The organism is Marinococcus sp. LNHM4E3-1, assembly GCF_056034405.1.
In genome coordinates this window covers 27,536-51,625 of sequence record NZ_JBQLID010000016.1, presented here as the reverse complement: position 1 = coordinate 51,625, position 24,090 = coordinate 27,536, and the positions used below count along the sequence as shown (strand labels likewise).

Annotated in this window: 36 protein-coding genes; all 36 read right to left on the bottom strand. The window is 46.9% G+C overall.

Annotated features, from left to right (window positions below):
- Positions 1 to 3: 3 nt before the first annotated feature.
- Complete coding sequence (locus tag ACTRXI_RS14460; protein ID WP_474263647.1) at positions 4 to 807, bottom strand: energy-coupling factor transporter ATPase; 804 nt, start codon at positions 805 to 807, stop codon at positions 4 to 6.
- Between the two features lie 136 nt (positions 808 to 943).
- Positions 944 to 1,303 (bottom strand): 50S ribosomal protein L17, encoded by a 360-nt coding sequence (rplQ, locus tag ACTRXI_RS14455; protein WP_022794495.1) that lies wholly within the window; start codon positions 1,301 to 1,303, stop codon positions 944 to 946.
- 36 nt (positions 1,304 to 1,339) lie between these two features.
- Entirely contained in the window at positions 1,340 to 2,284 is a 945-nt protein-coding gene (locus tag ACTRXI_RS14450) for a DNA-directed RNA polymerase subunit alpha (protein WP_022794494.1), read from the bottom strand.
- A gap of 131 nt (positions 2,285 to 2,415) precedes the next feature.
- A complete protein-coding gene (gene rpsK, locus ACTRXI_RS14445; RefSeq protein ID WP_022794492.1) occupies positions 2,416 to 2,811 on the bottom strand; it encodes a 30S ribosomal protein S11 in 396 nt (131 codons plus the stop codon).
- 26 nt (positions 2,812 to 2,837) lie between these two features.
- Positions 2,838 to 3,206 carry a 30S ribosomal protein S13 gene (gene rpsM, locus ACTRXI_RS14440; protein WP_022794491.1) on the bottom strand — a complete coding sequence of 123 codons (369 nt, stop codon included), beginning with the start codon at positions 3,204 to 3,206 and terminating at the stop codon, positions 2,838 to 2,840.
- Between the two features lie 18 nt (positions 3,207 to 3,224).
- The gene (gene rpmJ, locus ACTRXI_RS14435) at positions 3,225 to 3,338 is read right to left on the bottom strand and encodes a 50S ribosomal protein L36 (RefSeq protein ID WP_084687350.1); all 114 of its coding nucleotides are present in this window, start codon (positions 3,336 to 3,338) and stop codon (positions 3,225 to 3,227) included.
- Between the two features lie 70 nt (positions 3,339 to 3,408).
- Positions 3,409 to 3,627, bottom strand: coding sequence for a translation initiation factor IF-1 (infA, locus tag ACTRXI_RS14430; protein ID WP_022794490.1), 219 nt, complete (start codon positions 3,625 to 3,627; stop codon positions 3,409 to 3,411).
- 3 nt (positions 3,628 to 3,630) lie between these two features.
- Positions 3,631 to 3,939: a KOW domain-containing RNA-binding protein gene (locus ACTRXI_RS14425; protein ID WP_022794489.1), complete on the bottom strand. Its 309-nt coding sequence runs from the start codon at positions 3,937 to 3,939 to the stop codon at positions 3,631 to 3,633.
- Between the two features lie 251 nt (positions 3,940 to 4,190).
- Complete coding sequence (locus ACTRXI_RS14420) at positions 4,191 to 4,844, bottom strand: adenylate kinase (RefSeq protein WP_022794488.1); 654 nt, start codon at positions 4,842 to 4,844, stop codon at positions 4,191 to 4,193.
- A 70-nt stretch (positions 4,845 to 4,914) separates the two neighbouring features.
- Positions 4,915 to 6,207, bottom strand: coding sequence for a preprotein translocase subunit SecY (secY, locus tag ACTRXI_RS14415; RefSeq protein ID WP_322527237.1), 1,293 nt, complete (start codon positions 6,205 to 6,207; stop codon positions 4,915 to 4,917).
- On the bottom strand, positions 6,207 to 6,647 hold the full coding sequence (gene rplO / locus ACTRXI_RS14410) for a 50S ribosomal protein L15 (protein ID WP_298788697.1): 441 nt from the start codon (positions 6,645 to 6,647) through the stop codon (positions 6,207 to 6,209). Before rplO ends, secY begins: the two co-directional genes overlap by 1 nt.
- 35 nt (positions 6,648 to 6,682) lie before the next feature.
- Positions 6,683 to 6,868 carry a 50S ribosomal protein L30 gene (rpmD, locus tag ACTRXI_RS14405; protein WP_022794485.1) on the bottom strand — a complete coding sequence of 62 codons (186 nt, stop codon included), beginning with the start codon at positions 6,866 to 6,868 and terminating at the stop codon, positions 6,683 to 6,685.
- 13 nt (positions 6,869 to 6,881) lie between these two features.
- Positions 6,882 to 7,382: a 30S ribosomal protein S5 gene (gene rpsE / locus ACTRXI_RS14400; RefSeq protein WP_022794484.1), complete on the bottom strand. Its 501-nt coding sequence runs from the start codon at positions 7,380 to 7,382 to the stop codon at positions 6,882 to 6,884.
- Between the two features lie 20 nt (positions 7,383 to 7,402).
- The gene (gene rplR / locus ACTRXI_RS14395; protein ID WP_298788702.1) at positions 7,403 to 7,762 is read right to left on the bottom strand and encodes a 50S ribosomal protein L18; all 360 of its coding nucleotides are present in this window, start codon (positions 7,760 to 7,762) and stop codon (positions 7,403 to 7,405) included.
- A gap of 45 nt (positions 7,763 to 7,807) precedes the next feature.
- The gene (gene rplF, locus ACTRXI_RS14390) at positions 7,808 to 8,344 is read right to left on the bottom strand and encodes a 50S ribosomal protein L6 (RefSeq protein WP_474263643.1); all 537 of its coding nucleotides are present in this window, start codon (positions 8,342 to 8,344) and stop codon (positions 7,808 to 7,810) included.
- Between the two features lie 32 nt (positions 8,345 to 8,376).
- Entirely contained in the window at positions 8,377 to 8,775 is a 399-nt protein-coding gene (rpsH, locus tag ACTRXI_RS14385; protein ID WP_079475117.1) for a 30S ribosomal protein S8, read from the bottom strand.
- Between the two features lie 64 nt (positions 8,776 to 8,839).
- Positions 8,840 to 9,379, bottom strand: a complete 540-nt coding sequence (rplE, locus tag ACTRXI_RS14380) for a 50S ribosomal protein L5 (protein ID WP_022794480.1) — start codon at positions 9,377 to 9,379, stop codon at positions 8,840 to 8,842.
- A gap of 31 nt (positions 9,380 to 9,410) precedes the next feature.
- On the bottom strand, positions 9,411 to 9,734 hold the full coding sequence (gene rplX / locus ACTRXI_RS14375; RefSeq protein WP_079475115.1) for a 50S ribosomal protein L24: 324 nt from the start codon (positions 9,732 to 9,734) through the stop codon (positions 9,411 to 9,413).
- A gap of 47 nt (positions 9,735 to 9,781) precedes the next feature.
- Complete coding sequence (rplN, locus tag ACTRXI_RS14370) at positions 9,782 to 10,150, bottom strand: 50S ribosomal protein L14 (protein WP_079475114.1); 369 nt, start codon at positions 10,148 to 10,150, stop codon at positions 9,782 to 9,784.
- Positions 10,151 to 10,182: 32 nt separating this feature from the next.
- Positions 10,183 to 10,449 carry a 30S ribosomal protein S17 gene (gene rpsQ, locus ACTRXI_RS14365; protein WP_462868226.1) on the bottom strand — a complete coding sequence of 89 codons (267 nt, stop codon included), beginning with the start codon at positions 10,447 to 10,449 and terminating at the stop codon, positions 10,183 to 10,185.
- A 23-nt stretch (positions 10,450 to 10,472) separates the two neighbouring features.
- Positions 10,473 to 10,676: a 50S ribosomal protein L29 gene (rpmC, locus tag ACTRXI_RS14360; protein ID WP_091616711.1), complete on the bottom strand. Its 204-nt coding sequence runs from the start codon at positions 10,674 to 10,676 to the stop codon at positions 10,473 to 10,475.
- Positions 10,666 to 11,100 (bottom strand): 50S ribosomal protein L16, encoded by a 435-nt coding sequence (gene rplP, locus ACTRXI_RS14355; protein WP_022794475.1) that lies wholly within the window; start codon positions 11,098 to 11,100, stop codon positions 10,666 to 10,668. The genes rpmC and rplP overlap by 11 nt, the downstream gene beginning before the upstream one ends.
- A gap of 1 nt (position 11,101) precedes the next feature.
- Entirely contained in the window at positions 11,102 to 11,761 is a 660-nt protein-coding gene (gene rpsC / locus ACTRXI_RS14350; protein WP_462868227.1) for a 30S ribosomal protein S3, read from the bottom strand.
- A 3-nt stretch (positions 11,762 to 11,764) separates the two neighbouring features.
- The gene (rplV, locus tag ACTRXI_RS14345; RefSeq protein ID WP_022794473.1) at positions 11,765 to 12,106 is read right to left on the bottom strand and encodes a 50S ribosomal protein L22; all 342 of its coding nucleotides are present in this window, start codon (positions 12,104 to 12,106) and stop codon (positions 11,765 to 11,767) included.
- Positions 12,107 to 12,129: 23 nt separating this feature from the next.
- Positions 12,130 to 12,408 carry a 30S ribosomal protein S19 gene (gene rpsS / locus ACTRXI_RS14340; protein WP_022794472.1) on the bottom strand — a complete coding sequence of 93 codons (279 nt, stop codon included), beginning with the start codon at positions 12,406 to 12,408 and terminating at the stop codon, positions 12,130 to 12,132.
- Positions 12,409 to 12,468: 60 nt separating this feature from the next.
- On the bottom strand, positions 12,469 to 13,308 hold the full coding sequence (gene rplB, locus ACTRXI_RS14335) for a 50S ribosomal protein L2 (protein WP_022794471.1): 840 nt from the start codon (positions 13,306 to 13,308) through the stop codon (positions 12,469 to 12,471).
- 32 nt (positions 13,309 to 13,340) lie between these two features.
- Positions 13,341 to 13,628, bottom strand: coding sequence for a 50S ribosomal protein L23 (rplW, locus tag ACTRXI_RS14330; protein WP_022794470.1), 288 nt, complete (start codon positions 13,626 to 13,628; stop codon positions 13,341 to 13,343).
- Entirely contained in the window at positions 13,628 to 14,251 is a 624-nt protein-coding gene (gene rplD, locus ACTRXI_RS14325) for a 50S ribosomal protein L4 (protein ID WP_022794469.1), read from the bottom strand. The genes rplW and rplD overlap by 1 nt, the downstream gene beginning before the upstream one ends.
- 18 nt (positions 14,252 to 14,269) lie before the next feature.
- On the bottom strand, positions 14,270 to 14,911 hold the full coding sequence (gene rplC, locus ACTRXI_RS14320; protein ID WP_079475105.1) for a 50S ribosomal protein L3: 642 nt from the start codon (positions 14,909 to 14,911) through the stop codon (positions 14,270 to 14,272).
- A 43-nt stretch (positions 14,912 to 14,954) separates the two neighbouring features.
- Positions 14,955 to 15,266, bottom strand: coding sequence for a 30S ribosomal protein S10 (gene rpsJ / locus ACTRXI_RS14315; protein ID WP_027847395.1), 312 nt, complete (start codon positions 15,264 to 15,266; stop codon positions 14,955 to 14,957).
- 323 nt (positions 15,267 to 15,589) lie between these two features.
- A complete protein-coding gene (gene tuf, locus ACTRXI_RS14310; protein WP_022794466.1) occupies positions 15,590 to 16,780 on the bottom strand; it encodes an elongation factor Tu in 1,191 nt (396 codons plus the stop codon).
- 130 nt (positions 16,781 to 16,910) lie between these two features.
- Positions 16,911 to 18,989, bottom strand: coding sequence for an elongation factor G (fusA, locus tag ACTRXI_RS14305; protein ID WP_322527242.1), 2,079 nt, complete (start codon positions 18,987 to 18,989; stop codon positions 16,911 to 16,913).
- Positions 18,990 to 19,040: 51 nt separating this feature from the next.
- Positions 19,041 to 19,511 carry a 30S ribosomal protein S7 gene (gene rpsG / locus ACTRXI_RS14300; RefSeq protein ID WP_022794464.1) on the bottom strand — a complete coding sequence of 157 codons (471 nt, stop codon included), beginning with the start codon at positions 19,509 to 19,511 and terminating at the stop codon, positions 19,041 to 19,043.
- A gap of 39 nt (positions 19,512 to 19,550) precedes the next feature.
- Positions 19,551 to 19,970 carry a 30S ribosomal protein S12 gene (gene rpsL, locus ACTRXI_RS14295; protein WP_022794463.1) on the bottom strand — a complete coding sequence of 140 codons (420 nt, stop codon included), beginning with the start codon at positions 19,968 to 19,970 and terminating at the stop codon, positions 19,551 to 19,553.
- Between the two features lie 117 nt (positions 19,971 to 20,087).
- Complete coding sequence (locus ACTRXI_RS14290; RefSeq protein WP_474263638.1) at positions 20,088 to 20,339, bottom strand: 50S ribosomal protein L7ae-like protein; 252 nt, start codon at positions 20,337 to 20,339, stop codon at positions 20,088 to 20,090.
- Between the two features lie 77 nt (positions 20,340 to 20,416).
- Positions 20,417 to 24,034, bottom strand: coding sequence for a DNA-directed RNA polymerase subunit beta' (gene rpoC / locus ACTRXI_RS14285; protein WP_474263636.1), 3,618 nt, complete (start codon positions 24,032 to 24,034; stop codon positions 20,417 to 20,419).
- Positions 24,035 to 24,090 lie beyond the last annotated feature (56 nt).

Below are 24,090 nucleotides of genomic sequence, written 5' to 3'. Positions count from 1 at the left end.
CTGCTACTCTCCTTCAACCATGGTACGGAGCGTTCGTATATCGATCCTCCGCTTCTTTGCTTCTCTGTAAAGCTGATATTTATACGGAAGGGGCATCCCTTCTGCCTCCATCCATTCCAGCTGATCCGGGATGCTGGCCGTAGTTACATCTTTTTCGATTCGTCCTGCTTTCATGAACCAAATACGGTCGGACATAAAGGCTTCTTCAAGATAATGAGTAATCGATACGATTGTGATGCCCGATTCGCGGCACAGCCGGTTCATTGTTTCCAAAATTTCTTTTCTGCCATTCGGGTCAAGCATGGAGGTCGATTCATCAAACACCATCACCTGAGGACGTAAAGCAAGAACTCCGGCTATCGCCGCCCGCTGCTTCTGGCCTCCCGACAGGCGGTGCGGCTCCATATGTAAAATATGCCCGATGTTTACCCAGCGGCTGACTTCGTCAATGCGTTCGAGCATTACTTCTCGCGGAATTCCGGCGTTTTCCATTCCAAAAGCAATATCGTCACGCACCGTCGGAGCCACAAACTGATGCTCAGGGTTTTGGAAAACCATCCCCACTTCCCGCCGAATCATTTGCAGAGAATTCTCATCTGTTGTCTTTTTACCCAGCACAAGAACAGCCCCTCCGGTCGGCTGGGAAAGGCCGTTAAAGAGACGGGAGAGTGTCGATTTCCCGGAACCATTGGCTCCTATAATCGAAAGCCATTCCCCTTTATGAATCTTTTTATTTAATCCTTTCAACACCTTTTCGTCGCTTTCCTCGTATTGATATTCAAGATTCTGGAGTTCGATAATCGCCATGCCTCTCCCCTCCCTTTAATGTTCGATTTTTGCATAGAAAAAAAGCAAGACGCAGTCTTTACAGACATCGTCCTGCCTCTTTTACATGTTACCTTCATTTGCAAATGAAAGAAATGTATAAACGAGGGCTTCCCGTTTATACAAGTTCGATAATAGCCATTTCAGCAGCGTCTCCACGGCGCGGTCCGAGTTTCAGTACGCGCGTGTATCCGCCTTGACGGTCTTCGTAACGAGGACCGATTTCAGAGAACAGCTTCTGAACAGCATCCTGGCCTTCTTCATTAGCTGTTTCCTTGCGAACGAATGCAGCTGCCTGACGGCGGGCGTGCAAATCTCCACGTTTTCCAAGAGTAATAATTTTTTCTGCGATCGGCTGTACTTCCTTCGCTTTTGCGTGAGTTGTTTCGATCCGGCCGTTAATAATAAGGTCGGTAGTCAAATCACGAAAGAGCGCTTTTCTTGCCGATGTGTCGCGTCCAAGCTTTGAGTATGGCATTACAATTCCCTCCTTTGATCAAACAAATATTTATGATTAGTCCTCTTCGCGCAATCCGAGGCCGAGCTCACCGAGCTTTTCCTGAACTTCTTCCAGCGATTTGCGTCCGAGGTTGCGGACTTTCATCATATCTTCTTCTGACTTCTGCGTCAGCTCCTGCACAGTATTGATGCCTGCGCGTTTCAGGCAGTTATAAGAACGGACCGAAAGATCAAGCTCTTCAATTGTCATTTCAAGCACTTTTTCTTTTTGGTCTTCCTCTTTTTCCACCATAATCTCCGCATTCTGTGCCTGATCGGTCAGGCCGATAAAGATATTCAAGTGCTCATTCATGATTTTTGCACCAAGGGATACTGCCTCTTCGGGACGGATGCTGCCGTCTGTCCAGACATCCAACGTTAACTTATCGTAGTTGGTAATCTGTCCGACACGGGTATTTTCCACCTGGTAATTTACGCGCTCGACCGGCGTATAAATAGAATCAATGGGAATGACACCGATTGGAAGGTCGTCGCTGTTGTTTCCCTCAGCCGGGACATAACCGCGTCCGCGATGAGCGGTAAGGCGCATATGCAGGTTGGCGTTTTTTGATAACGTAGCGATGTGAAGATCCGGATTTAGAATTTCCACGTCGCTGTCGTGCGTGATGTCCCGTGCAGATATCGTACCTTCTCCCTGCACATCCACTTCAAGCACTTTTTCATCATCAGAGTACACCTTTAAAGCAAGCTTTTTCAAATTCAAAATAATGGTTGTTACGTCTTCAAGTACGCCTTCAATCGTAGAAAACTCGTGAAGAACCCCATCGATTTGAACCGTAGAAACCGCTGCTCCCGGTAACGAGGATAAAAGAATACGACGCAGGGAATTCCCCAGGGTAGTACCATAACCACGTTCCAATGGTTCAACAACAAATTTGCCAAACTTGGCATCTTCGCTCACTTCGACCGCTTCAATGTTAGGCTTTTCAATTTCGATCATTTGTTTGCGTACCCTCCTTCAAACGTCGTACATCCGGCAGCCGGTGCCGGAAAGTAAGGAAAACAGGAAAGCGAAATGCAAAAGCACTCCTTCCAGCCTGAATCCTTTGCAATAGTCATGTTCGCTTTCAGTTATGCACGTGGACGTTTTGGCGGGCGGCACCCGTTATGAGGTACTGGCGTAACATCACGAATGACCGTAACTTCTACACCGGTTGCCTGAAGGGAACGAATTGCAGCTTCACGTCCAGCTCCTGGACCTTTCACTGTAACTTCTACGCTTTTCAATCCGTGTTCCATTGCAGCTTTTGTTGCTGTTTCTGCAGTCATTTGAGCTGCGAATGGAGTGGATTTACGGGAACCTTTGAAACCAAGCACTCCAGCGCTTGCCCATGCAAGTGTGTTTCCCTGGACGTCCGTAATGTTTACAATCGTGTTGTTAAACGTCGAGCGGATATGAGCCACACCCGACTCTATATTCTTGCGCTGACGGCGTTTACGTGGTGCGTTCGACTTTGCTTTTGCCATAATAGGTAACCTCCTTTATGAATAAATTATTTACGTTTGTTTGCTACTGTACGACGCGGACCTTTACGGGTACGGGAATTGTTCTTCGTGTTTTGTCCGCGAAGCGGCAGTCCACGACGATGACGGATTCCACGATAGCTTCCGATCTCCATCAAGCGTTTGATGTCGAGGGACGTTTCACGGCGAAGATCCCCTTCTACCGTATGGTTGTTATCAATAGCCGTACGGATACGGGCGAGTTCGTCTTCAGTTAAATCACGCACACGGGTGTTTTGGTCAACGTCAGCTTCGTTCAGAACCTGAACTGCAAGCGATTTGCCGATGCCGTATACGTAAGTGAGTGAAATAGCAATACGCTTATCACGCGGAATATCTACTCCTGCAACACGTGCCATGCGGGCACCTCCTTTTTATTATCCTTGTCTTTGTTTATGCTTCGGGTTCGAGCAAATTACCATTACCGAACCTTTACGGCGAATAACTTTACAATTGTCACAAATCTTTTTAACGGAAGCTCTTACTTTCATTTTCCATTTACCTCCTTCACTGCATGCATGCCATGCATTGGTAAGAGTGCTCAAGAATGAACTTGCGGGTCTATTTGTAGCGGTACGTAATACGTCCGCGGGAAAGATCGTACGGTGAAATTTCTACAGTTACTTTATCACCAGGAAGAATCCGGATAAAGTGCATACGAATCTTACCGGAAACATGCGCTAAAATTTTGTGTCCATTTTCAAGCTCGACACGAAACATAGCGTTTGGAAGAGGCTCAACCACCGTACCTTCCATTTCAATAACATCATCTTTAGCCATGAATTAATTCTCCTTTTCAAATAAGGCTTCTTGTTCAAAAAAGGTGTAAAGAGCGTGCCGGATTTTCGCGTTAGTCACTCGGCCGGTTTCTATTAAACTCGACTGTACCTCCGGCGAAATATACGAAAGCAATTCTACGTGGGACGTGTTTTTCTTCTTTCCCCGATCGAACTTTCGTCTTTCCCCGTCCGCCAGCATCAGAAACTTATCATCCAGCACATCGATTACTACCGCGTACTGACCAGCTTCGCGCCCCCGGGTCACTCGAACGATTTGTCCCAGATCGGGTCGCCTTGACTCCGAATCTTTCATGCATGCATCCTCTTTTCCTTAGGCTTCGTTAGGATTTAGCAACCTGAAACCGTAATAAACGGACCAGGTTGTCCAACCATCGGAGAGGGTGTATACGTGTTTGCTCTAGGCAAATTCAGTGTACCCCTAAAATGATGGTATTGCATCATGTTCCCGGGTCGTATCCGATGGGCTCCGCGTTACTTATGAAACGCTTCTGCCACATCGCACTTCCCGTATTATAACGAGTTCCCGACCCGTTTTACAAACAATCATGCACGAAGGTCTTTCAAGAGTGCTTCAATGTCATGAAATACTTTATCTATATCCTGATCTCCATCGATGTTACGGAGATATCCTTTTTCTTCATAGAAATCAATCAGCGGCTGCTGCTGTTCAATGTTTACTTCCAAACGGCGCTTAACCGTTTCCGGTTTATCATCATCGCGCTGAACGAGTTCACTTCCGTCTACATCGTCAATCCCTTCCTGCTTCGGCGGATTGTAAATCACGTGATAAGTCCTGCCTGAAGAAGGGGAAACGCGACGGCCGGTAAGACGTTCTTCAAGTTTTTCTTTTGGAACATCGATGTTCAGTACGTAATCGAGCTGCCTGCCCATATCCGCCAGCATTTTTTCCAGTGCACCAGCCTGCGCCGGAGTTCTAGGAAAACCATCGAGCAAAAATCCGTTTCGGCAGTCTTCTTTCTGCAAACGTTCTTCAACAATACCGTTTGTGACTTCGTCTGGAACTAAATCACCAGCATCCATGTAAGACTTTGCCTGTCTGCCAAGCTCGGTCTCTTCTTTAATGGCTGTGCGGAACATATCCCCAGTAGAAATGTGGGGAATATTGTATTCTTCACTAATTGTTGCAGCCTGCGTGCCTTTTCCAGCACCCGGCAGCCCCATCAATATCAGATTCACGCTATCTCCTCCAACGACTATTTTACCCGAAGGGAAGCGGCATAGGCGAGCTTCGTCTTCGAGGCCAATTCTATTTAATGAAACCGCGATAGTTCCGTTTAACTAACTGGCTTTCTACTTGCTTCATCGTTTCCAAAGCAACCCCTACAACGATTAGAAGGCCTGTACCGCCAATTTGAATCGACTGTGGGAGACCCATCTGTGTGATGAAAAAGACTGGAATGATGGCAACCACGGTTAAAAACAGGGCTCCGACGAATGTAAGCCTGTAGAGCGTCCGCCGGATGTACTTTTCAGTGGCAAACCCTGGGCGTATGCCGGGAATGTAGCCACCCTGCTTTTTCAGGTTCTCCGTCATTTGTTCGGGATTCACCTGCACAAAGGCATAAAAGTACGTAAACGCAATGATTAAAGCTGCATATACGACCATTCCTATAGGCTGCGTATAATCAAAGTTATTTACAATCCAGTTGGCAATCGCATTCTCTTCCCCAATAAAGCTCGCTGCTGTTGGCGGAAAAATAAATAACGCCAAAGCAAAAATTACCGGGATAACCCCTGCAGCGTTTACTTTTAAAGGAAGATGTGTCGACTGGCCGCCAACCGGGCTCCGTCCAACAGTTCGTTTTGCGTATTGAATAGGAATTTTGCGCAGCGCCTGCTGTACAAAAATGACGCCTACAATAATAGCAAGAACTGCTACTGCCAGAAGCGCTATAGTGATAATGCCTATATATAACTCTCCGCCAGCATCCTCGATCTGCGTCGCATAAATTTGGTTGATTCCATTAGGAATACCCGCCGCAATACCGGCAAAGATCAGGATAGAGATACCGTTCCCCACACCTTTTGCAGTGATTTGCTCACCAAGCCACATTAAAAAAGCCGTGCCGGCTGTCATTATCAACGCAATAAATATATACTTTGCAGCATTTGGGTCCGGAATAAGCCCTGGAAAATAGTTGTTAAACCCAACTGACATTCCAAGTCCCTGAACAAACGCAAGAACAATAGTAAAATAACGGGTGAACTGATTCAGTTTCCGTCTTCCTGTTTCCCCCTGCTTTGCCCATTCTGAAAATTTAGGCACAACATCCATACGAAGCAATTGTACCACAATTGAAGCGGTAATGTATGGCATGACGCCCATCGCAAATATGGAATACTGCGACAGCGCCCCGCCTCCAAACGTGTTTAAAAAGCCAAATGCACTTGCTTCATCAGAGAAATTTAGCACCTGGCGGTTTGTTCCAGGCACCGGAATAAAACTTCCGATCCGAAATATAATCAACATGGCTAAGGTGAACAACACCTTGTTTCGAATGTCACTCACACGAAACATGTTGATAATCGTGCGGAACATTAGACCACCTCGGTTTTTCCGCCTGCTGCCTCAATTGCTTGCACTGCTGAAGCAGAGAACTTGTTCGCGTGCACCTGAAGCTCTTTCTCCAACTTGCCGTCGCCTAAAATTTTCACGCCATCTTTGTACTTGCTGATTACGCCTTTTTCAAGCAACGCTTCTGGAGTTACTGTTGTACCGTTGTCGAAGCTGTTGAGCGTTTCCACATTAACAATAGCGTACTCTTTACGATTAATATTCGTAAAGCCGCGTTTTGGCAAACGCTTGAAGATAGGGTTCTGCCCACCTTCAAAACCTGGACGTACACCACCGCCGGAACGGGCGTTCTGCCCTTTTTGTCCGCGGCCGGAAGTTTTGCCGTTGCCGGAAGCCGGCCCGCGGCCTACACGGTTACGCTGTTTGTTTTTGCCTTTTGCAGGCTGAAGTTCGTGGAGTTTCATGTTGCCACCTCCCTGTCATTTAGGAATGAAATTTATTAGTTCAGTTCTTTTACCGTCAGCAGGTGAGCTACTTTGTTCACCATACCGCGGATTGCAGGATTGTCTTCTTTTACTACCGTACGGTTGATTTTATGCAAACCAAGTGTACGGACTGTAACACGTTGTTCTTCCGGGCGCCCGATCATACTGCGGGTAAGGGTGATTTCCAATTGTTTGGCCATTTGCTTTCCCCCCTTATCCTAACAATTCTTCGACGCTCTTACCACGCAATTTAGCTACTTCTTCAGCTGTTTTCAAAGAAGTTAATCCGTTGATAGTAGCGCGAACCATGTTAATAGGATTGTTGGAACCGAGAGATTTCGACAGAATGTCCTGTACGCCGCCAAGCTCTAAGATGGCACGTACCGGTCCTCCAGCGATTACCCCAGTACCTTCAGATGCAGGCTTCAATAGAACGTTGCCTGCGCCGAAGTGACCAGTGATTTCGTGTGGAATAGTTGTTCCTACGATCGGAATCTGTACAAGGTCCTTTTTAGCGTTTTCTACCGCCTTACGGATTGCTTCTGGTACTTCAATAGCTTTACCCTGGCCAAAGCCGACGTGGCCGTTACGGTCTCCAACTACTACGAGTGCTGCAAAGCGGAAGTTACGTCCACCTTTTACAACTTTTGCGACACGGTTGATGGTTACAACACGTTCTTCAAGCTCCAGTTTATTCGGATCAATACTTTGCATTCTTGTCCCTCCCTTACTTTTTAGAATTTTAGTCCGTTCTCGCGGGCTGCTTCAGCGAGTTCTTGAACACGGCCGTGATAAACAAATCCACCCCGGTCAAAAACGACTGTGTCATAGCCTTTTTCTGTAGCACGCTTGGCGAGAGTTTCTCCGATTTTGCGGGCTGCCTCTTTATTGCCGCCATTTTCGATTCCGGAATTTTTCTCCATTGTCGATGCTGCTGCCAGAGTCACTCCTGCTTCGTCGTCAATCAGCTGCGCATAGATATGCTTTGCAGAACGGAAAACGTTCAGACGAGGACGTTCTGGTGTGCCGCTGATTTTGCGGCGGATACTCATATGGCGTTTCTTACGTTTTTCATAACTTGTTGCTTGAGCCATCGTACAGTTCCTCCTTTCGTGCTTGTTGCGATGTTAATTAACCGATTATTTACCCGTTTTACCTTCTTTACGGCGAACTTCTTCACCTTCGTAGCGGATTCCTTTGCCTTTGTAAGGTTCAGGAAGACGCACAGAGCGAATGTTGGAAGCTACTGCCCCGACGCGTTCTTTATCAATACCGCGGACGGTCACTTTCGTGTTAGAAGGTACTTCAATATCGATTCCTTCCTCGGAAACAAATTCTACCGGGTGGGAGTAACCAACGTTTAACACTAACTTCTCGCCAGTCTTTTGCGCACGGTAACCTACGCCGACGAGCTCGAGGTTCTTTTCGTACCCTTTTGTTACACCTTCTACCATGTTGTTTACAAGGCTTCGGGTCGTACCATGAAGCGAACGGTACGTTTTATTGTCAGAAGGGCGTTCAAAAGTCACTTCCGACTCTCCAATATTCACAGTAATAACCGGGTGAAGATCACGGCTCAATTCACCTTTTGGTCCTTTAACTGTTACTGTATTTCCTTCTTTAGCGATTGTTACGCCTTCTGGAATTTCGATTGGTTTCAGGCCAATACGAGACATATTGCACACCTCCGTTCTTTATAACGATTTTATTACCAAACGTATGCGAGTACTTCGCCGCCAACGTTTTGTTTTCTTGCTTCTTTATCAGACATAACACCTTTAGATGTAGAAATCACTGCGATACCAAGTCCGCCCAGCACTTTAGGAACCTCGTTGGATCCTGCATAAACACGGAGACCTGGTTTACTGATACGTTTGATACCGGAAATAACTTTCTTGTTTTCCGTACCTGTTTTTAAGAATAAGCGGATCATTCCCTGTTTTTTATCATCGACATATTCAACGTCGCGAATGAAACCTTCCAGCTTGAGGATTTCAGCGATTTCTTTTTTAAGGTTCGATGCAGGAAATTCTACTTTCTCGTGGTTCACCATGTTTGCGTTGCGGATACGAGTAAGCATATCAGCAATCGGATCTGTCATGACCATTTGAATACCTCCCTCCCAGTTACGGGGTCGTGCGCCGGCGCCTGCCGGCGTTTACGTGAATAATTTATTTTTGAAATGGCATGCCCATTTGATCGAGCAGCTCGTAAGATTCTTCATCAGTAGAAGCAGTAGTAACGATAACGATATCCATTCCGCGTACTTTTTCTACCTGATCGTAGGAAATTTCCGGGAAGATCAATTGTTCGCGTACACCAAGCGTGTAGTTGCCACGGCCGTCAAATGCTTTGTTTGACACACCGCGGAAGTCACGGACACGTGGAAGCGTGACGTGGATTAATTTCTCCAGGAAGTCATACATACGTGCTCCGCGCAAAGTTACCTTTGCACCGATTGGCATACCTTCACGAAGTTTAAATCCTGCAATAGAACGTTTTGCTTTTGTAATCAAAGGCTTCTGCCCGCTGATTGCTTCCAGCTCTTCTACTGCTTTATCCAATGAGCGAGGGTTTTGTACTGCTTCCCCAACACCCATGTTAATAACAATTTTATCAACCTTCGGTACTCCCATTACGGAAGAGTAGTCGAATTTCTCGTGCAGACTCGGTACGATTGATGTTTGATACTTTTCTTTTAAAGCGTTCATTCGTGTGACCTCCTCTCGTCCTTTGTCTTACTTAGTTCAGGGCTTCACCTGATTTTTTGGCGACACGTACTTTTTTGCCGTTCTCTACCTTGTGACCAACACGTGTTGGTTCGCCGGATTTCGGATCAAGCGGCATAACGTTTGATACGTGAATGGCAGCTTCTTGGTTTAAGATACCGCCTTGTGGGTTTTCCTGGGAAGGCTTCGCATGTTTTTTCACGATGTTAACACCTTCGACGATTACACGTTCCTGTGCAGGCATTGCTTTAAGGATAACGCCTTCTTTGCCTTTATCCTTGCCGCTGATTACTTTTACTTTTTCACCCTGTTTAACATGAAGCTTATTTTGGGCCATTTTCGCACCTCCTTAACGGGACATCACGACTTCGCATGATATTTGTATTACAGAACTTCCGGTGCAAGGGAGATAATTTTCATATACTGCTCATCACGAAGCTCTCTTGCTACTGGGCCAAAGATACGTGTTCCACGTGGTCCTTTGTCCGTACGTACGATTACAGCTGCGTTTTCGTCAAAGCGAATGTAAGAACCGTCTGGACGGCGAACGCCGCTGCGGGAACGTACAATAACTGCCTGAACTATTTCGCCTTTTTTGACAACGCCCCCTGGTGTTGCTTGTTTGACAGAGCATGTAATCATATCACCGATATTAGCAGTTTTACGGCCGGAACCGCCTAAAACTTTTATGCACTGTACTTCGCGGGCACCAGAGTTATCCGCTACTCTTAAGCGTGATTCTTGTTGGATCATAAGTCACGGTACCTCCTTTCTTTAAAAACGATTTAAAGAATAACTGATTCTTCTATTACTTTCACGAGACGAAAACGCTTGTCTTTCGAAAGCGGGCGGGTTTCCATGATCTGGACGATGTCGCCAACTTTTGCAGTGTTTTCTTCATCGTGGGCTTTAAACTTTTTGGAGTCTCTGACACGTTTGCCGTACAACGGGTCTTTTTTATAAGTTTCAACAACAACAGCAATCGTTTTATCCATTTTATCGGATGTCACGCGGCCGTTATAAACCTTACGGTTGTTACGTTCTTCAGCCATATTGGTTTAACCTCCTTTTCCTTTTAGCCTTTGTTCATCCCGAGTTCACGTTCACGCAACACGGTTTTGGCACGTGCAATATCTTTTCTTACAGTACGGATGCGGGCGGGATTTTCCAACTGACCAGTCGCTAATTGAAAACGAAGGTTAAAAAGTTCTTCTTTCAGGCTTTTTGTTTGGTCTTCGATTTCTACTGTGGTTAGATCTCTCAATTCATTAGCTCTCATTTGCCTCACCACCCACTTCTTCGCGTTTCACAAATTTCGTTTTAATCGGTAACTTGTGAGCTGCAAGTCTCAAAGCCTCACGGGCAATTTCTTCGTTAACCCCGGCAATTTCAAACATGATCTTTCCTGGTTTTACAACAGCTACCCAGCCTTCAGGAGAACCTTTACCGGAACCCATGCGGACTTCGAGGGGCTTCGCTGTGTATGGCTTGTCCGGGAAGATTTTGATCCAGACTTTACCGCCACGTTTCATATAACGAGTCATAGCGATACGTGCAGATTCGATCTGGCGGTTCGTGATCCAGGAAGCTTCCACTGCCTGCAGTCCGTACTCGCCAAAAGTGATTTCTTTGCCGCCTTTTGCACGGCCTCTCATTTTGCCACGGTGTTCGCGACGATACTTTACGCGTTTTGGCAATAACATATTAGTTGCCTCCTTCCTCTTTGTTCGTTCCTTTCGTTGGAAGGACTTCTCCTCGATAAATCCAGATTTTTACACCCAGTTTACCGTACGTTGTATCTGCTTCTGCAGTGCCGTAATCAATATCTGCACGCAACGTATGGAGAGGTACTGTTCCTTCACTGTATCTTTCAGAGCGGGCGATGTCTGCGCCGCCTAAGCGTCCGTTTACTTCTGTCCGGATCCCTTTTGCTCCTGCGCGCATCGTACGCTGAATAGACTGTTTCATTGCACGACGGAAAGAAATACGATTTTCAAGCTGGCGGGCAATGTTTGCCGCTACGAGACGGGCATCCATGTCTGCCTGCTTTATTTCTGCAATGTTAATGTGAACCCGCTTGTTAGTCAGGTTGTTCAAGTCTTTACGGAGTGCTTCCACTTCCGAGCCACCGCGGCCGATAACCATTCCTGGTTTCGCAGTATGGATCGTAATATTCACACGGTTTGCCGCACGTTCGATTTCCACAGTAGAAATAGAAGCGTCAACGAGCTTCGTTTCGATGTGACGGCGCACTCTGTAGTCCTCATGAAGCAAAGTCGCGTATTCTTTTTCCGAATACCATTTCGATTCCCAATCACGGATGACTCCAACACGAAGTCCGATAGGATTAACTTTTTGTCCCACGCGTTATCCCTCCTTTTTTTCTTCGACGATTACAGTAATGTGACTCGTACGTTTGTTAATGCGGCTTGCGCGCCCCATTGCACGTGGGCGGAAACGTTTGAGTGTTACTCCCTCGTCTACGAATGCTTGGCTGATGTAAAGATTTTCTGGTTCCATCTCATAGTTGTGCTCTGCGTTGGCGATAGCAGAGTTAATAACTTTCTCAACAATCGGAGACGCCGATTTTGGCGTGTTCTTAAGGATGGCAATAGCTTCTCCGACGGATCTTCCCCGGACTAGGTCTATCACAAGACGAGCCTTGCGGGGGGCGATACGGATCTGCTTTGCTACTGCTTTTGCTTCCATGTTTCTTTACCTCCCCTCAGGTCTTATCTTTTCGTTTTTCTATCGTCATTTTTATGGCCTTTAAACGTTCTAGTTGGTGCGAATTCACCAAGCTTATGGCCTACCATATCTTCAGATACATAAACAGGTACGTGCTTGCGTCCGTCGTACACTGCAATCGTATGGCCGACAAATTCCGGGAATACTGTGGAACGGCGTGACCAGGTACGAATAACTTCTTTATTGTTCGAATCGTTTAGTCTCTCGATTTTATTCATCAAGTGCAAGTCGACGAAAGGTCCTTTTTTTAAACTACGACCCATGAGAGAACCTCCTTTCGCGATTAACCTGCGATTCCGGAGAACCGCAGCTTCATCTTTTTATTATTTTTTCTTACGGCGACGGCCACGCACGATATATTTATTGGAATCTTTATTGCGTTTTCTTGTTTTATAGCCAACTGCAGGCTGACCCCAAGGGGATACAGGTGCAACGCGTCCGATTGGCGCACGGCCTTCACCACCACCGTGTGGGTGATCGCTAGGGTTCATTGCGGAACCACGAACGTGTGGACGTTTGTTTAACCAACGGGAACGTCCGGCTTTACCGATGTTCACCAGCTCATGCTCTACGTTTCCAACCTGACCGACAGTTGCACGGCAGGAAGCGAGGATTAGACGGGTTTCACCGGAACGAAGACGCACGAGTACGTACTTGCCTTCTTTACCAAGAACCTGGGCTTCTGCTCCAGCGGAACGAACGAGCTGTCCGCCGCGGCCTGGCTTCAATTCGATGTTATGAATAACAGTACCTACCGGAATATCACGAAGGTCCAATGCGTTACCAAGTTTGATATCTGCACTCGAACCAGCCATGATTTCCTGACCGATTTTCAACCCTTTTGGAGCAAGGATGTACCGTTTTTCGCCATCAACGTAGTTGATAAGCGCGATATTTGCTGAACGGTTTGGGTCATACTCGATCTCAGCAACTTTACCTGGTACGTCGTTTTTATTACGTTTAAAGTCAATAACACGGTATTGACGTTTATGCCCGCCGCCCTGGTGACGACTGGTCATACGACCCTGGTTATTACGACCGCCTTTTTTATGAAGCGGTTCAAGCAGCGAACGTTCTGGTGTTTCTGAAGTGACTTCGCTGTGCTTGTTTACCGACATGTGACGGCGGCCGTTTGTGGTCGGTTTATACTTTTGGATAGCCATGCTCATTACCCTCCTTCGTATCTATTTGTTAATTAAGCACCTTCGAAGAATTCAATATCTTCGCTATCTGCTGTAAGCGTCACGATCGCTTTTTTACGGTTGGGTTTGTACCCTTCATGACGGCCAAAACGACGGAATTTACCTTTTTTGTTCATTGTATTTACTTTCTCTACCTGAACATCAAAGATTTCTTCAACCGCGTTTTTGATTTGGAATTTATTAGCTTTCACGTCTACTTCAAACGTGTATTTCTTTTCGTCCATCAAGTCAGCGGAGCGTTCTGTAATAACGGGTTTTTTAATTAGGTCACGTGCTTCCATTATGCGAACACCTCCTCTACTTTCTTCACGGCGTCCTGTGTCATAACCAATTTGTCATGTTTCACAACGTCCAGGACGTTTACACTGCTTGCCGTGAGGAATGTTACGTTAGGAAGATTGCGTGCAGACAGACCGACTGTTTCATCGTCGTTGCCGGTAACAATCAATACCTTCGTATCAATGGAAAGAGAAGAAAGTACTTTAACCATCTCTTTCGTTTTCGGAGCATCAAACTTCAGCTCATCAAGCACGACAAGATCATTTTCCTGTGCTTTGCTTGCGAGTGCTGATTTGATAGCCAGACGGCGAACTTTTTTCGGAAGCTTATAGCCGTAAGACCTTGGCGTCGGACCGAACACGATACCACCTTTCACCCATTGCGGGGAACGGATGGAACCTTGACGGGCACGGCCTGTGCCTTTTTGGCGCCATGGCTTGCGTCCGCCACCGCGGCGTTCGGAACGGTTTTTCACTTTGTGCGTTCCTTGTCGTAACGATGCTTGCTGCATGATTACTGCGTCATACAGGACGTGCTCATTTGGTTCAATACCGAAGACAGTGTCTGCTAATTCGATATCTCCTACGCGGGAACCGGTTTGGTTTAGTAAATCTACTGTTGGCATCTTGCGCCCTCCTTTCTATTATGCTTTTTCAGTGTTTGCTTTCACAGCGTTCTGTACTGTTACGTAGCTGCGTTTCGCACCAGGAACATTGCCTTTAACTAAAAGCACGTTGCGCTCGGTATCTACTTTAACAATCTCCAGGTTTTGTACTGTAACCGTGTTGTTACCCATACGTCCAGGGAGCTTTTTGCCTTTCAATACGTGGTTAGGGTCGATAACGCCCATCGCACCAGGGGCACGGTGGAAACGGGAGCCGTGCGTCATTGGTCCGCGGGATTGGTTATGGCGCTTGATAGCACCCTGGAACCCTTTCCCTTTGGATTTCCCAGTGACGTCTACGATATCTCCTTCTGCAAATGTTGCTACACTGACCTCTTGACCAACCTCGTAATCCTCTGGGTTTGTCCCGCGGATTTCTCTAACGAAGCGCTTGGGGGTCGTGTTTGCTTTCTCAGCATGTCCTTTTTCCGGTTTGATTGCGCGTGCTTCTTTTTTGTCGTGAAAACCTAGCTGAATAGCTTCGTATCCATCGGACTCAGTAGTTTTCTTTTGAAGCACAACGTTTGGCTCTGCTTCAATGACCGTAACTGGAAGCAGTTCGCCGTTTTCTTTAAACAGTTGCGTCATGCCGAGTTTTTTACCCAAGATTCCTTTGGCCATGAGTCACACCTCCTAATAAATTTTGATTTTCATATATTTGTTATTATAATTTGATTTCGATGTCTACACCCGATGGTAGATCTAAACGCATAAGCGAATCTACCGTTTGTGGCGTTGGCGTTAAAATGTCGATTAAACGTTTATGTGTACGCATTTCAAATTGCTCACGAGCATCTTTAAATTTGTGCGTAGCACGAAGAATTGTATAAACAGATTTCTCTGTTGGCAATGGAATCGGTCCAGAAACACCTGCACCAGAACGTTTTGCCGTGTCTACAATCTTTTCAGCGGATTGATCCAACACTCTGTGATCATACGCTTTTAAACGAATACGAATTTTTTCATTAGCTGCCATTAAAAGCCCTCCTTCTCGTCCGATTTTACAGACATACTCCGCGAAAATTTCCTCACACCTGGCCATGGCAATGGACCCGGGTGTGTCAGCAACCTTCCGCATCATCGCCTGACCGTGGGTGGATATAGAAGTATTTCTATGTCTCCCATGGTCACACTTCATCTATTATAGTGATCGTTCGCCTTTTACGCAAGGGGTTTTTCAAAAAAATCTCGGTGCGCCCCCCCCCCTTTTTCCCTTTTATCTTTAAGAGCTTTAATTAATATGGAAGAAATAAAAAAACCTCTAATGCTTTTCAGCATTAGAGGAGAATAATCGGGTGATTATTTTTGGATAGTAGAAACAACGCCGGCGCCAACTGTACGGCCGCCTTCACGAATAGAGAACTTAGTTCCTTCTTCGATAGCGATTGGGTTGATGAGCTCAACTGTCATTTCTACGTTATCGCCAGGCATTACCATCTCAACGCCTTCAGGCAGTTGGATGATACCAGTTACGTCCGTAGTACGGAAGTAGAACTGTGGGCGGTAGTTAGAGAAGAATGGAGTATGACGTCCACCTTCGTCTTTGGAAAGTACATAAACTTCTGCTTTGAAGTTAGTGTGTGGAGTAATCGAACCTGGCTTTGCAAGAACTTGGCCACGTTTGATGTCATCACGGGACACACCACGGAGAAGCGCACCAATGTTGTCGCCAGCTTCTGCATAGTCAAGAAGCTTACGGAACATTTCTACACCAGTAACCGTGGATTTGCGGGAGTCTTCATCGATACCGATGATTTCAATTTCGTCCCCAACGTTAAGAACGCCACGTTCAACACGGCCAGTTGCAACTGTACCACGGCCTGTGATAGAGAATACGTCCTCTACAGGCATCATGAATGGCTTGTCTTTGTCACGGTCTGGAGTTGGAATGTAGTTGTCTACAGCTTCCATCAGTTCAAGAATTTTGTTTTCATACTCTTCGTCGCCTTCGAGGGCTTTCAGAGCAGAACCGCTGATGATTGGTACATCGTCACCAGGGAAGTCGTATTCGGATAAGAGGTCACGAACTTCCATTTCTACGAGTTCGAGAAGCTCTTCGTCGTCTACCATGTCAACTTTGTTCAAGAAAACAACGATGGATGGTACACCAACCTGACGGGAAAGCAGGATGTGCTCACGAGTCTGAGGCATTGGGCCGTCAGCTGCGGACACAACGAGAATCGCTCCGTCCATTTGAGCTGCACCAGTGATCATGTTTTTAACATAGTCAGCGTGACCTGGGCAGTCAACGTGTGCATAGTGACGGGAATCAGTTTCATACTCAACGTGTGCAGTGGAGATCGTGATTCCACGCTCACGCTCTTCAGGTGCACCGTCGATTGCGTCATAAGCCATAGCCGTTCCGCGGGAATATTTTTTGTGAAGTACCGTTGTGATCGCAGCAGTCAAAGTTGTTTTACCATGGTCAACGTGACCGATAGTACCAATGTTCGCATGCGTTTTCGAACGGTCGAATTTTTCTTTTGCCATTATAATTGTCCTCCCTTTATTTCAGGTAATTAATGTTGTATAGCAGCCAGGCGGGCGCTGCTATCAGTAAACGCCCTACCTTAGCTTACAATAAATCCGTCATGCATACAATCATCAAGCTGCCGGATTTTTACTGTCCTGTTGCCTGCTTGATAACATCTTCAGAAACACTTTTTGGCACTTCTTCGTAATGATCGAAGAACATGGAATACGTTCCGCGGCCCTGCGTGTTGGAACGAAGAGTCGTGGCGTACCCAAACATCTCAGCAAGCGGTACAAATGACCGGATAACCTGAGAGTTGCCTCGTGCTTCCATACCGTCTACACGGCCACGGCGGGATGTTACATCACCCATAACGTCGCCCATGTATTCTTCTGGAACCACGATATCTACTTTCATTAACGGTTCAAGCAGTACCGGCTTACATTTTTGCTTTGCTTCACGCAGAGCCATGGAAGCCGCAACTTTAAATGCCATCTCGTTAGAGTCGACATCGTGATAGGAACCGTCAAAAAGAGTAGCTTTTACGTCGATAACCGGATAACCGGCGAGCATACCGCTTTGAAGGGACTCTTCAATACCGGACTGCACGGAAGGTACATACTCACGAGGTACCACACCGCCGACGATTTTGTTTACAAATTCAAAGCCGGCGCCTTCTTCGTTTGGCTCAAATTTCACCCAAACGTGTCCGTACTGACCGCGTCCACCGGACTGACGTACGAATTTACCTTCGCAGTTAGCTTCCTGGCGGATTGTTTCACGATAGGATACCTGAGGGGCACCTACAGTCGCTTCTACTTTGAATTCCCGTTTCAAACGGTCAACGATAATGTCAAGGTGAAGCTCACCCATACCTTTGATGATCGTTTGTCCGGTTTCTTCGTCTGTTTCTGTCTGGAAGGTCGGATCCTCTTCTGCAAGCTTTCCGAGAGCGATACTCATTTTGTCATGGTCCGCTTTCGACTTCGGCTCTACAGAAAGGGAAATAACCGGTTCAGGGAAGTCCATCGATTCAAGCACGATGTTGTCTTTTTCTGCCACAAGTGTGTCACCGGTGCTCGTATCTTTCAAACCGACGCCCGCTGCAATATCACCGGCATATACCGTTGAAATTTCTTCACGGGAGTTTGCGTGCATTTGAAGAATACGGCCGACGCGCTCACGTTTATCTTTCGTGGAGTTTTTGACGTACGACCCGGAACTGAGTGTACCAGAATATACGCGGAAGAAAGTCAGCTTACCGACATAAGGGTCTGTGGCCACTTTGAAGGCCAGTGCAGAGAACTTCCCGTTGTCGTCTGCCGGGCGCTCTTCCTCTTCTTCCGAATCCGGATATTTACCTTTAATAGCAGGAACATCCAATGGAGATGGAAGATAGTCGAGAACAGCGTCGATCATAAGCTGAACGCCTTTGTTTTTAAAGGCAGAACCACAAAGTACTGGATAAAACTCAACGTTCAGCGTTCCTTTACGGATTGCCAGTTTGAGTTCTTCATTTGTGATTTCTTCTTCTTCAAGGTATTTCATCATAAGATCTTCATCGAGTTCTGATACAGCTTCCACCAGCTTCTGGCGGTACTCCTGAGCCTGTGCCTGATACTCTTCCGGAATTTCACGCGCTTCCGCACGGGTTCCGAGATCATCAAGGTAGTAGTAAGCCTGCATTTCGATAAGATCAATAATTCCTTCAAAATCATCCTCAGCACCGATCGGAAGCTGAATTGCCTGAGCATTCGCGCCGAGACGCTCTGTCAGTGTGCTTAAGGAATAAACAAAATCCGCGCCTACCTTGTCCATTTTGTTAACGAAAACAATACGTGGAACATGGTAGGTAGTTGCCTGGCGCCATACAGTTTCTGTCTGCGGCTCCACGCCGGACTGCGCATCCAATACAGCAACAGCTCCGTCAAGCACACGCAGGGAACGCTCTACCTCTACGGTAAAGTCTACGTGGCCAGGAGTGTCGATGATATTGATACGGTGGTTTTTCCATTGGGCTGTCGTCGCAGCGGAGGTGATAGTAATACCACGCTCTTGTTCCTGCGACATCCAGTCCATTTGAGAAGCACCTTCATGGGTTTCACCAATTTTATGGATACGACCCGTGTAATAAAGGATACGCTCTGTTGCTGTCGTTTTACCAGCATCAATGTGAGCCATGATTCCAATATTACGGGTTTTTTCCAAGGAGAATTCACGTGCCATGGACTTTCTTTCTCCTTCCATTCATCAAAGTAGTATTTTCCGCGGTACTGCTTACCAGCGGTAGTGAGCAAACGCTTTGTTTGCTTCAGCCATACGATGAGTATCTTCACGACGCTTAACAGCAGATCCTGTGTTGTTGGAAGCATCAAGAATTTCATTTGCAAGACGCTCTTCCATGGTTTTTTCTCCACGAAGACGAGCGTAGCTCACGATCCAACGAAGTGCCAGAGTCGTACGACGGTCTGGTTTAACTTCAATTGGAACCTGATAGTTAGCTCCCCCTACACGGCGGGCTTTTACTTCCAATACAGGCATAACGTTTTTCATAGCCTGATCAAAAACTTCCATCGGCTCCTGACCGGAACGCTCCTGCACGAGGTTAAATGCTCTGTATAGGATATTTTGCGCTTTTCCTTTTTTACCATCATTCATTACACGGTTGATCATGCGTGTAACAAGCTTGGAGTTATAAATAGGATCAGGCAGAACATCACGGCGTGGTGCTGGTCCTTTACGAGACATAAATCCTCCTCCTTTCTTTATATTATGAACGAGCTGTTATTATTTCTTTTTCTTCCCGCGCTTGGTTCCGTATTTGGAACGGCTTTGCATACGGTTTTGTACACCGGCAGTATCAAGAGCACCACGAACAACGTGATAACGCACACCAGGAAGGTCCTTAACACGGCCTCCACGGATCAATACTACGCTGTGCTCCTGGAGATTGTGACCAATACCAGGAATGTATGCTGTAACCTCGATTTGGTTAGTCAGGCGCACACGTGCGTACTTACGAAGAGCCGAGTTTGGTTTCTTCGGGGTAAGTGTGCCTACACGAGTACATACACCACGTTTCTGCGGAGCATTTTGATCTGTTGGGACTTTACGCAAGCTATTGTAACCTCGGTTCAATGCCGGAGAGTCAGTCTTTTTAGTCTTCATCTGACGGCCTTTACGAACCAGCTGATTAATAGTTGGCATAGTTGTTTTCCTCCTTTCCGACTAAGTTATTTCAAGACCACCGTTCCAGGTGGTTCATTGATAAGCAAAATGAAAGTTTTTGCCGATGAGATCCGAAATCCCACCAGCAAAAACTCGTTATTGCTTTTTTAAAGCGATCGTAGCCGCTCCTACATCAATTCCGCAAGCTTTTCCAAGTTTTTTCATCGAATCGACAAACTGGATGGAAACACTGCTTTCATTTGCAGCTTTAAGAATACGCTGCTGAATTTCTACAGCGGCATCTTCTGCCACAATGATTTCGGAAGCTGTGCCATGTTCAATCGCTTTAAGCGTTTGTTTAGTTCCAATTAAAACTTCGTCAGCCTGTGTTACTTTTTCATAAGACATCATTCATCCTCCAAAGCACAGGAGCTTAACGCACCTTAGATAGCATATCACCGCGTTTTTGCGATGTCAACACTATTTCATTCCGACGAATATACTTCTTCGCCCGATTCCTGCATTTCCTGAACAGCTTCTTCCGGGAGAACCTGTTCGAGGCTGCGGTAACGCTGCATGCCTGTACCGGCCGGAACCAGTTTCCCGATAATAACGTTTTCTTTCAGACCTAAAAGCTCGTCGCGTTTGCCGCGAATAGCTGCGTCCGTAAGAATTCTTGTCGTTTCCTGGAACGAAGCGGCTGAAAGGAAGGAGTCTGTTTCAAGCGATGCTTTCGTAATACCAAGAATGACCGGCTGACCGACGGCTGGCTGATGGTGTTTTTGAAGTGCTTCACGGTTTGCTTTTTCAAACGCATGCACTTCCACCAGACTGCCAGGCAGAGCATCTGTATTACCGGAATCAGTAATCCGGATTTTACGGAACATTTGACGGACCATTACTTCAATGTGCTTGTCGCCAATTTCAACGCCCTGCATGCTGTATACCTTCTGAACTTCTTTCAGAAGATACTGCTGTACCTGGTCGAGTCCGGTTACTTTCAACAGTTCTTTCGGATCGATCGAACCTTCAGTAAGAGCCTGGCCGACTTCCACCTGATCTCCTACTCCTATGCGGAGACGGGCACCATAAGGAGTTGTATAGGAGCGGCTTTCAAGCGCGCCCTGCACCGTAACTTCTTTTTTATCCGTCAGATCTTTCACATCGACAATTTCGCCGGAGAGTTCAGAAATGACAGCCTGACCTTTCGGATTACGGGCTTCAACAAGCTCCTGGATACGAGGAAGGCCCTGGGTAATGTCATCCCCGGCTACCCCGCCTGTGTGGAACGTACGCATTGTAAGCTGCGTGCCCGGTTCACCGATAGACTGGGCAGCAATGATTCCTACTGCTTCGCCCACTTCAACGTCGGCTCCTGTAGCAAGGTTACGGCCGTAGCATTTTTTGCAGACGCCGTGATGCGTATCGCACGTAAAGACAGAGCGGATAACGACTTTTTCGACGCCGGCTTCTTCAATAATACGGGCCGAATCCTCATTCAGAAGCTCGCCTTTTTGAGCCAGTACTTCGTTCGTTTCAGGATGACGCACTGTTTCAAAGGCTACACGGCCGATGAGGCGGTCCTGAAGTTTTTCAATGATTTCGTTACCTTCACGAAGCGTTGCTACCGCAAGTCCGCGGTCGGTGCCACAGTCATCCTCACGGATGATAACGTCCTGGGCCACGTCCACAAGACGACGGGTCAGATAACCCGAGTCAGCAGTTTTAAGCGCTGTGTCGGCAAGACCTTTACGCGCACCGTGCGTGGAAATAAAGTATTCAAGTACAGTAAGTCCTTCACGGAAACTTGATTTAATCGGAAGCTCGATGATTCGTCCGGATGGATTGGCCATCAGTCCGCGCATACCTGCAAGCTGGGTAAAGTTCGATGCGTTACCACGGGCACCGGAGTCACTCATCATAAAGATAGGGTTTCTTATATCAAGCGTACCCATAAGTTTTTCCTGAATGACGTCTTTGGCGCTGCCCCAAATACTGATAATTTTATCGTAGCGCTCTTCTTCGGTAATCAAACCGCGTCGGAACTGTTTCATCACCCGCGAAACCTGTTCCTCGGAATCCGTCAGCACGTCCTGCTTATCCGGAAGTACAACAATATCCGAAATACCAACAGTAATACCTGCTTTTGTAGAGTAATGGAAGCCAAGATCCTTCATACGGTCAAGCATTTTCGACGTTTCGATGATCTGGAAGTTCTTAAATACCGCTGCGATGATATCCCCCAGGAAGCCTTTTTTAAATGGCTGTATGAGTTCGCGGTTTTTAAATTCTTCTTTTATATCTGTCGTGCTCGGTACTACATATTTTTCCGGGAGCTCCTGTTCAAGGTTTAATGCTGTCGGCTCGTTCACATAAGGGAACGATGTCGGCAGAATTTCATTGAAAATGAGCTTTCCTGGTGTCGTTAAGACGAGCTTGCTCATCTCTTCTTCACTGAAATTCGTTTTATTTAACGCACGGACAGGCAGAGCAATCCGGGTATGCAGATGCACATAGCCGTTTTGATAGGCAGTGAGCACTTCTTTTATATCATTAAAGGTAGAACCTTCACCCATCGCATTTTCACGCTCAAGTGTCAGGTAATAGTTTCCAAGCACCATGTCCTGGGAAGGTGTAACAACCGGCTTGCCATCCTTAGGGTTCAGGATGTTCTGCGCTGCAAGCATGAGCACCCGGGCTTCTGCCTGCGCTTCTGCCGAAAGCGGCACGTGTACAGCCATCTGGTCTCCGTCAAAGTCGGCGTTATACGCTGTACATACGAGCGGGTGAAGCTTGATGGCGCGCCCTTCGACCAGCGTCGGTTCAAACGCCTGAATACCAAGGCGGTGAAGCGTTGGAGCACGGTTTAAAAGAACCGGATGTTCGCGGATAACGTCTTCAAGCACATCCCATACTTCCGGATGCACGCGTTCTACTTTCCGCTTTGCGCTCTTAATGTTGTGTGCCAGACTCCGGTTCACGAGTTCTTTCATTACAAACGGCTTGAAGAGCTCAAGAGCCATTTCTTTAGGAAGCCCGCATTGATACATTTTCAGGCTTGGCCCGACCACGATAACAGAACGACCAGAATAGTCAACACGTTTACCGAGAAGGTTCTGACGGAAACGTCCCTGCTTCCCTTTAAGCATGTGAGAAAGAGATTTTAGCGGACGATTTCCGGGACCGGTAACTGGACGGCCGCGGCGCCCGTTGTCGATCAGGGCGTCGACAGCTTCCTGAAGCATCCGTTTTTCGTTTTGTACGATGATGCTCGGTGCTCCCAGGTCAAGAAGACGCTTCAAACGATTGTTCCTGTTAATCACACGACGGTACAGATCGTTCAGATCAGAGGTTGCAAACCGGCCGCCATCAAGCTGAACCATTGGACGGATTTCCGGAGGAACAACCGGGAGCACGTCGAGAATCATCCATGCTGGATGGTTGCCAGAGTGACGGAACGCTTCAAGCACTTCCAGACGCTTGATCGCACGAGTGCGGCGCTGTCCCTGTGCTGTTTCGAGTTCACCTTTTAGGCCATGCACTTCTTTTTCAAGATCAATATCCTGAAGAAGCTTGCGGATGGCTTCTGCACCCATTTGAGCAGAGAAGGTTTTGCCGTACTTATCGTAATATGCACGGTACTCTCGTTCGGAAAGCAACTGCTTGTATTCAAGCGGCGTCTCCCCTGGCTCCGTTACTGTATAAGAAGCAAAATAAATAACTTCTTCGAGCGAGCGCGGGGACATATCAAGAACAAGTCCCATACGGCTCGGAATACCTTTAAAGTACCAAATATGAGATACCGGAGCTGCAAGCTCGATGTGGCCCATGCGTTCCCGGCGCACTTTCGAACGGGTAACTTCCACTCCGCATCTGTCACAGACTACGCCTTTATAGCGAATACGCTTGTATTTGCCGCAGTGGCATTCCCAGTCTTTTGTCGGACCAAAAATACGTTCGCAGAACAGCCCGTCTTTTTCCGGTTTTAACGTCCGGTAATTGATCGTTTCTGGCTTTTTCACTTCACCGTGTGTCCAGGAACGAATTTTTTCCGGAGAGGCAAGTCCAATTTTCATATATTCAAAGTTATTGACGTCTATCAAGAGGTCGACCTCCCTTTCGATCTATAAAGGTGGCATGGCTGAAAGAGGGACAAGAG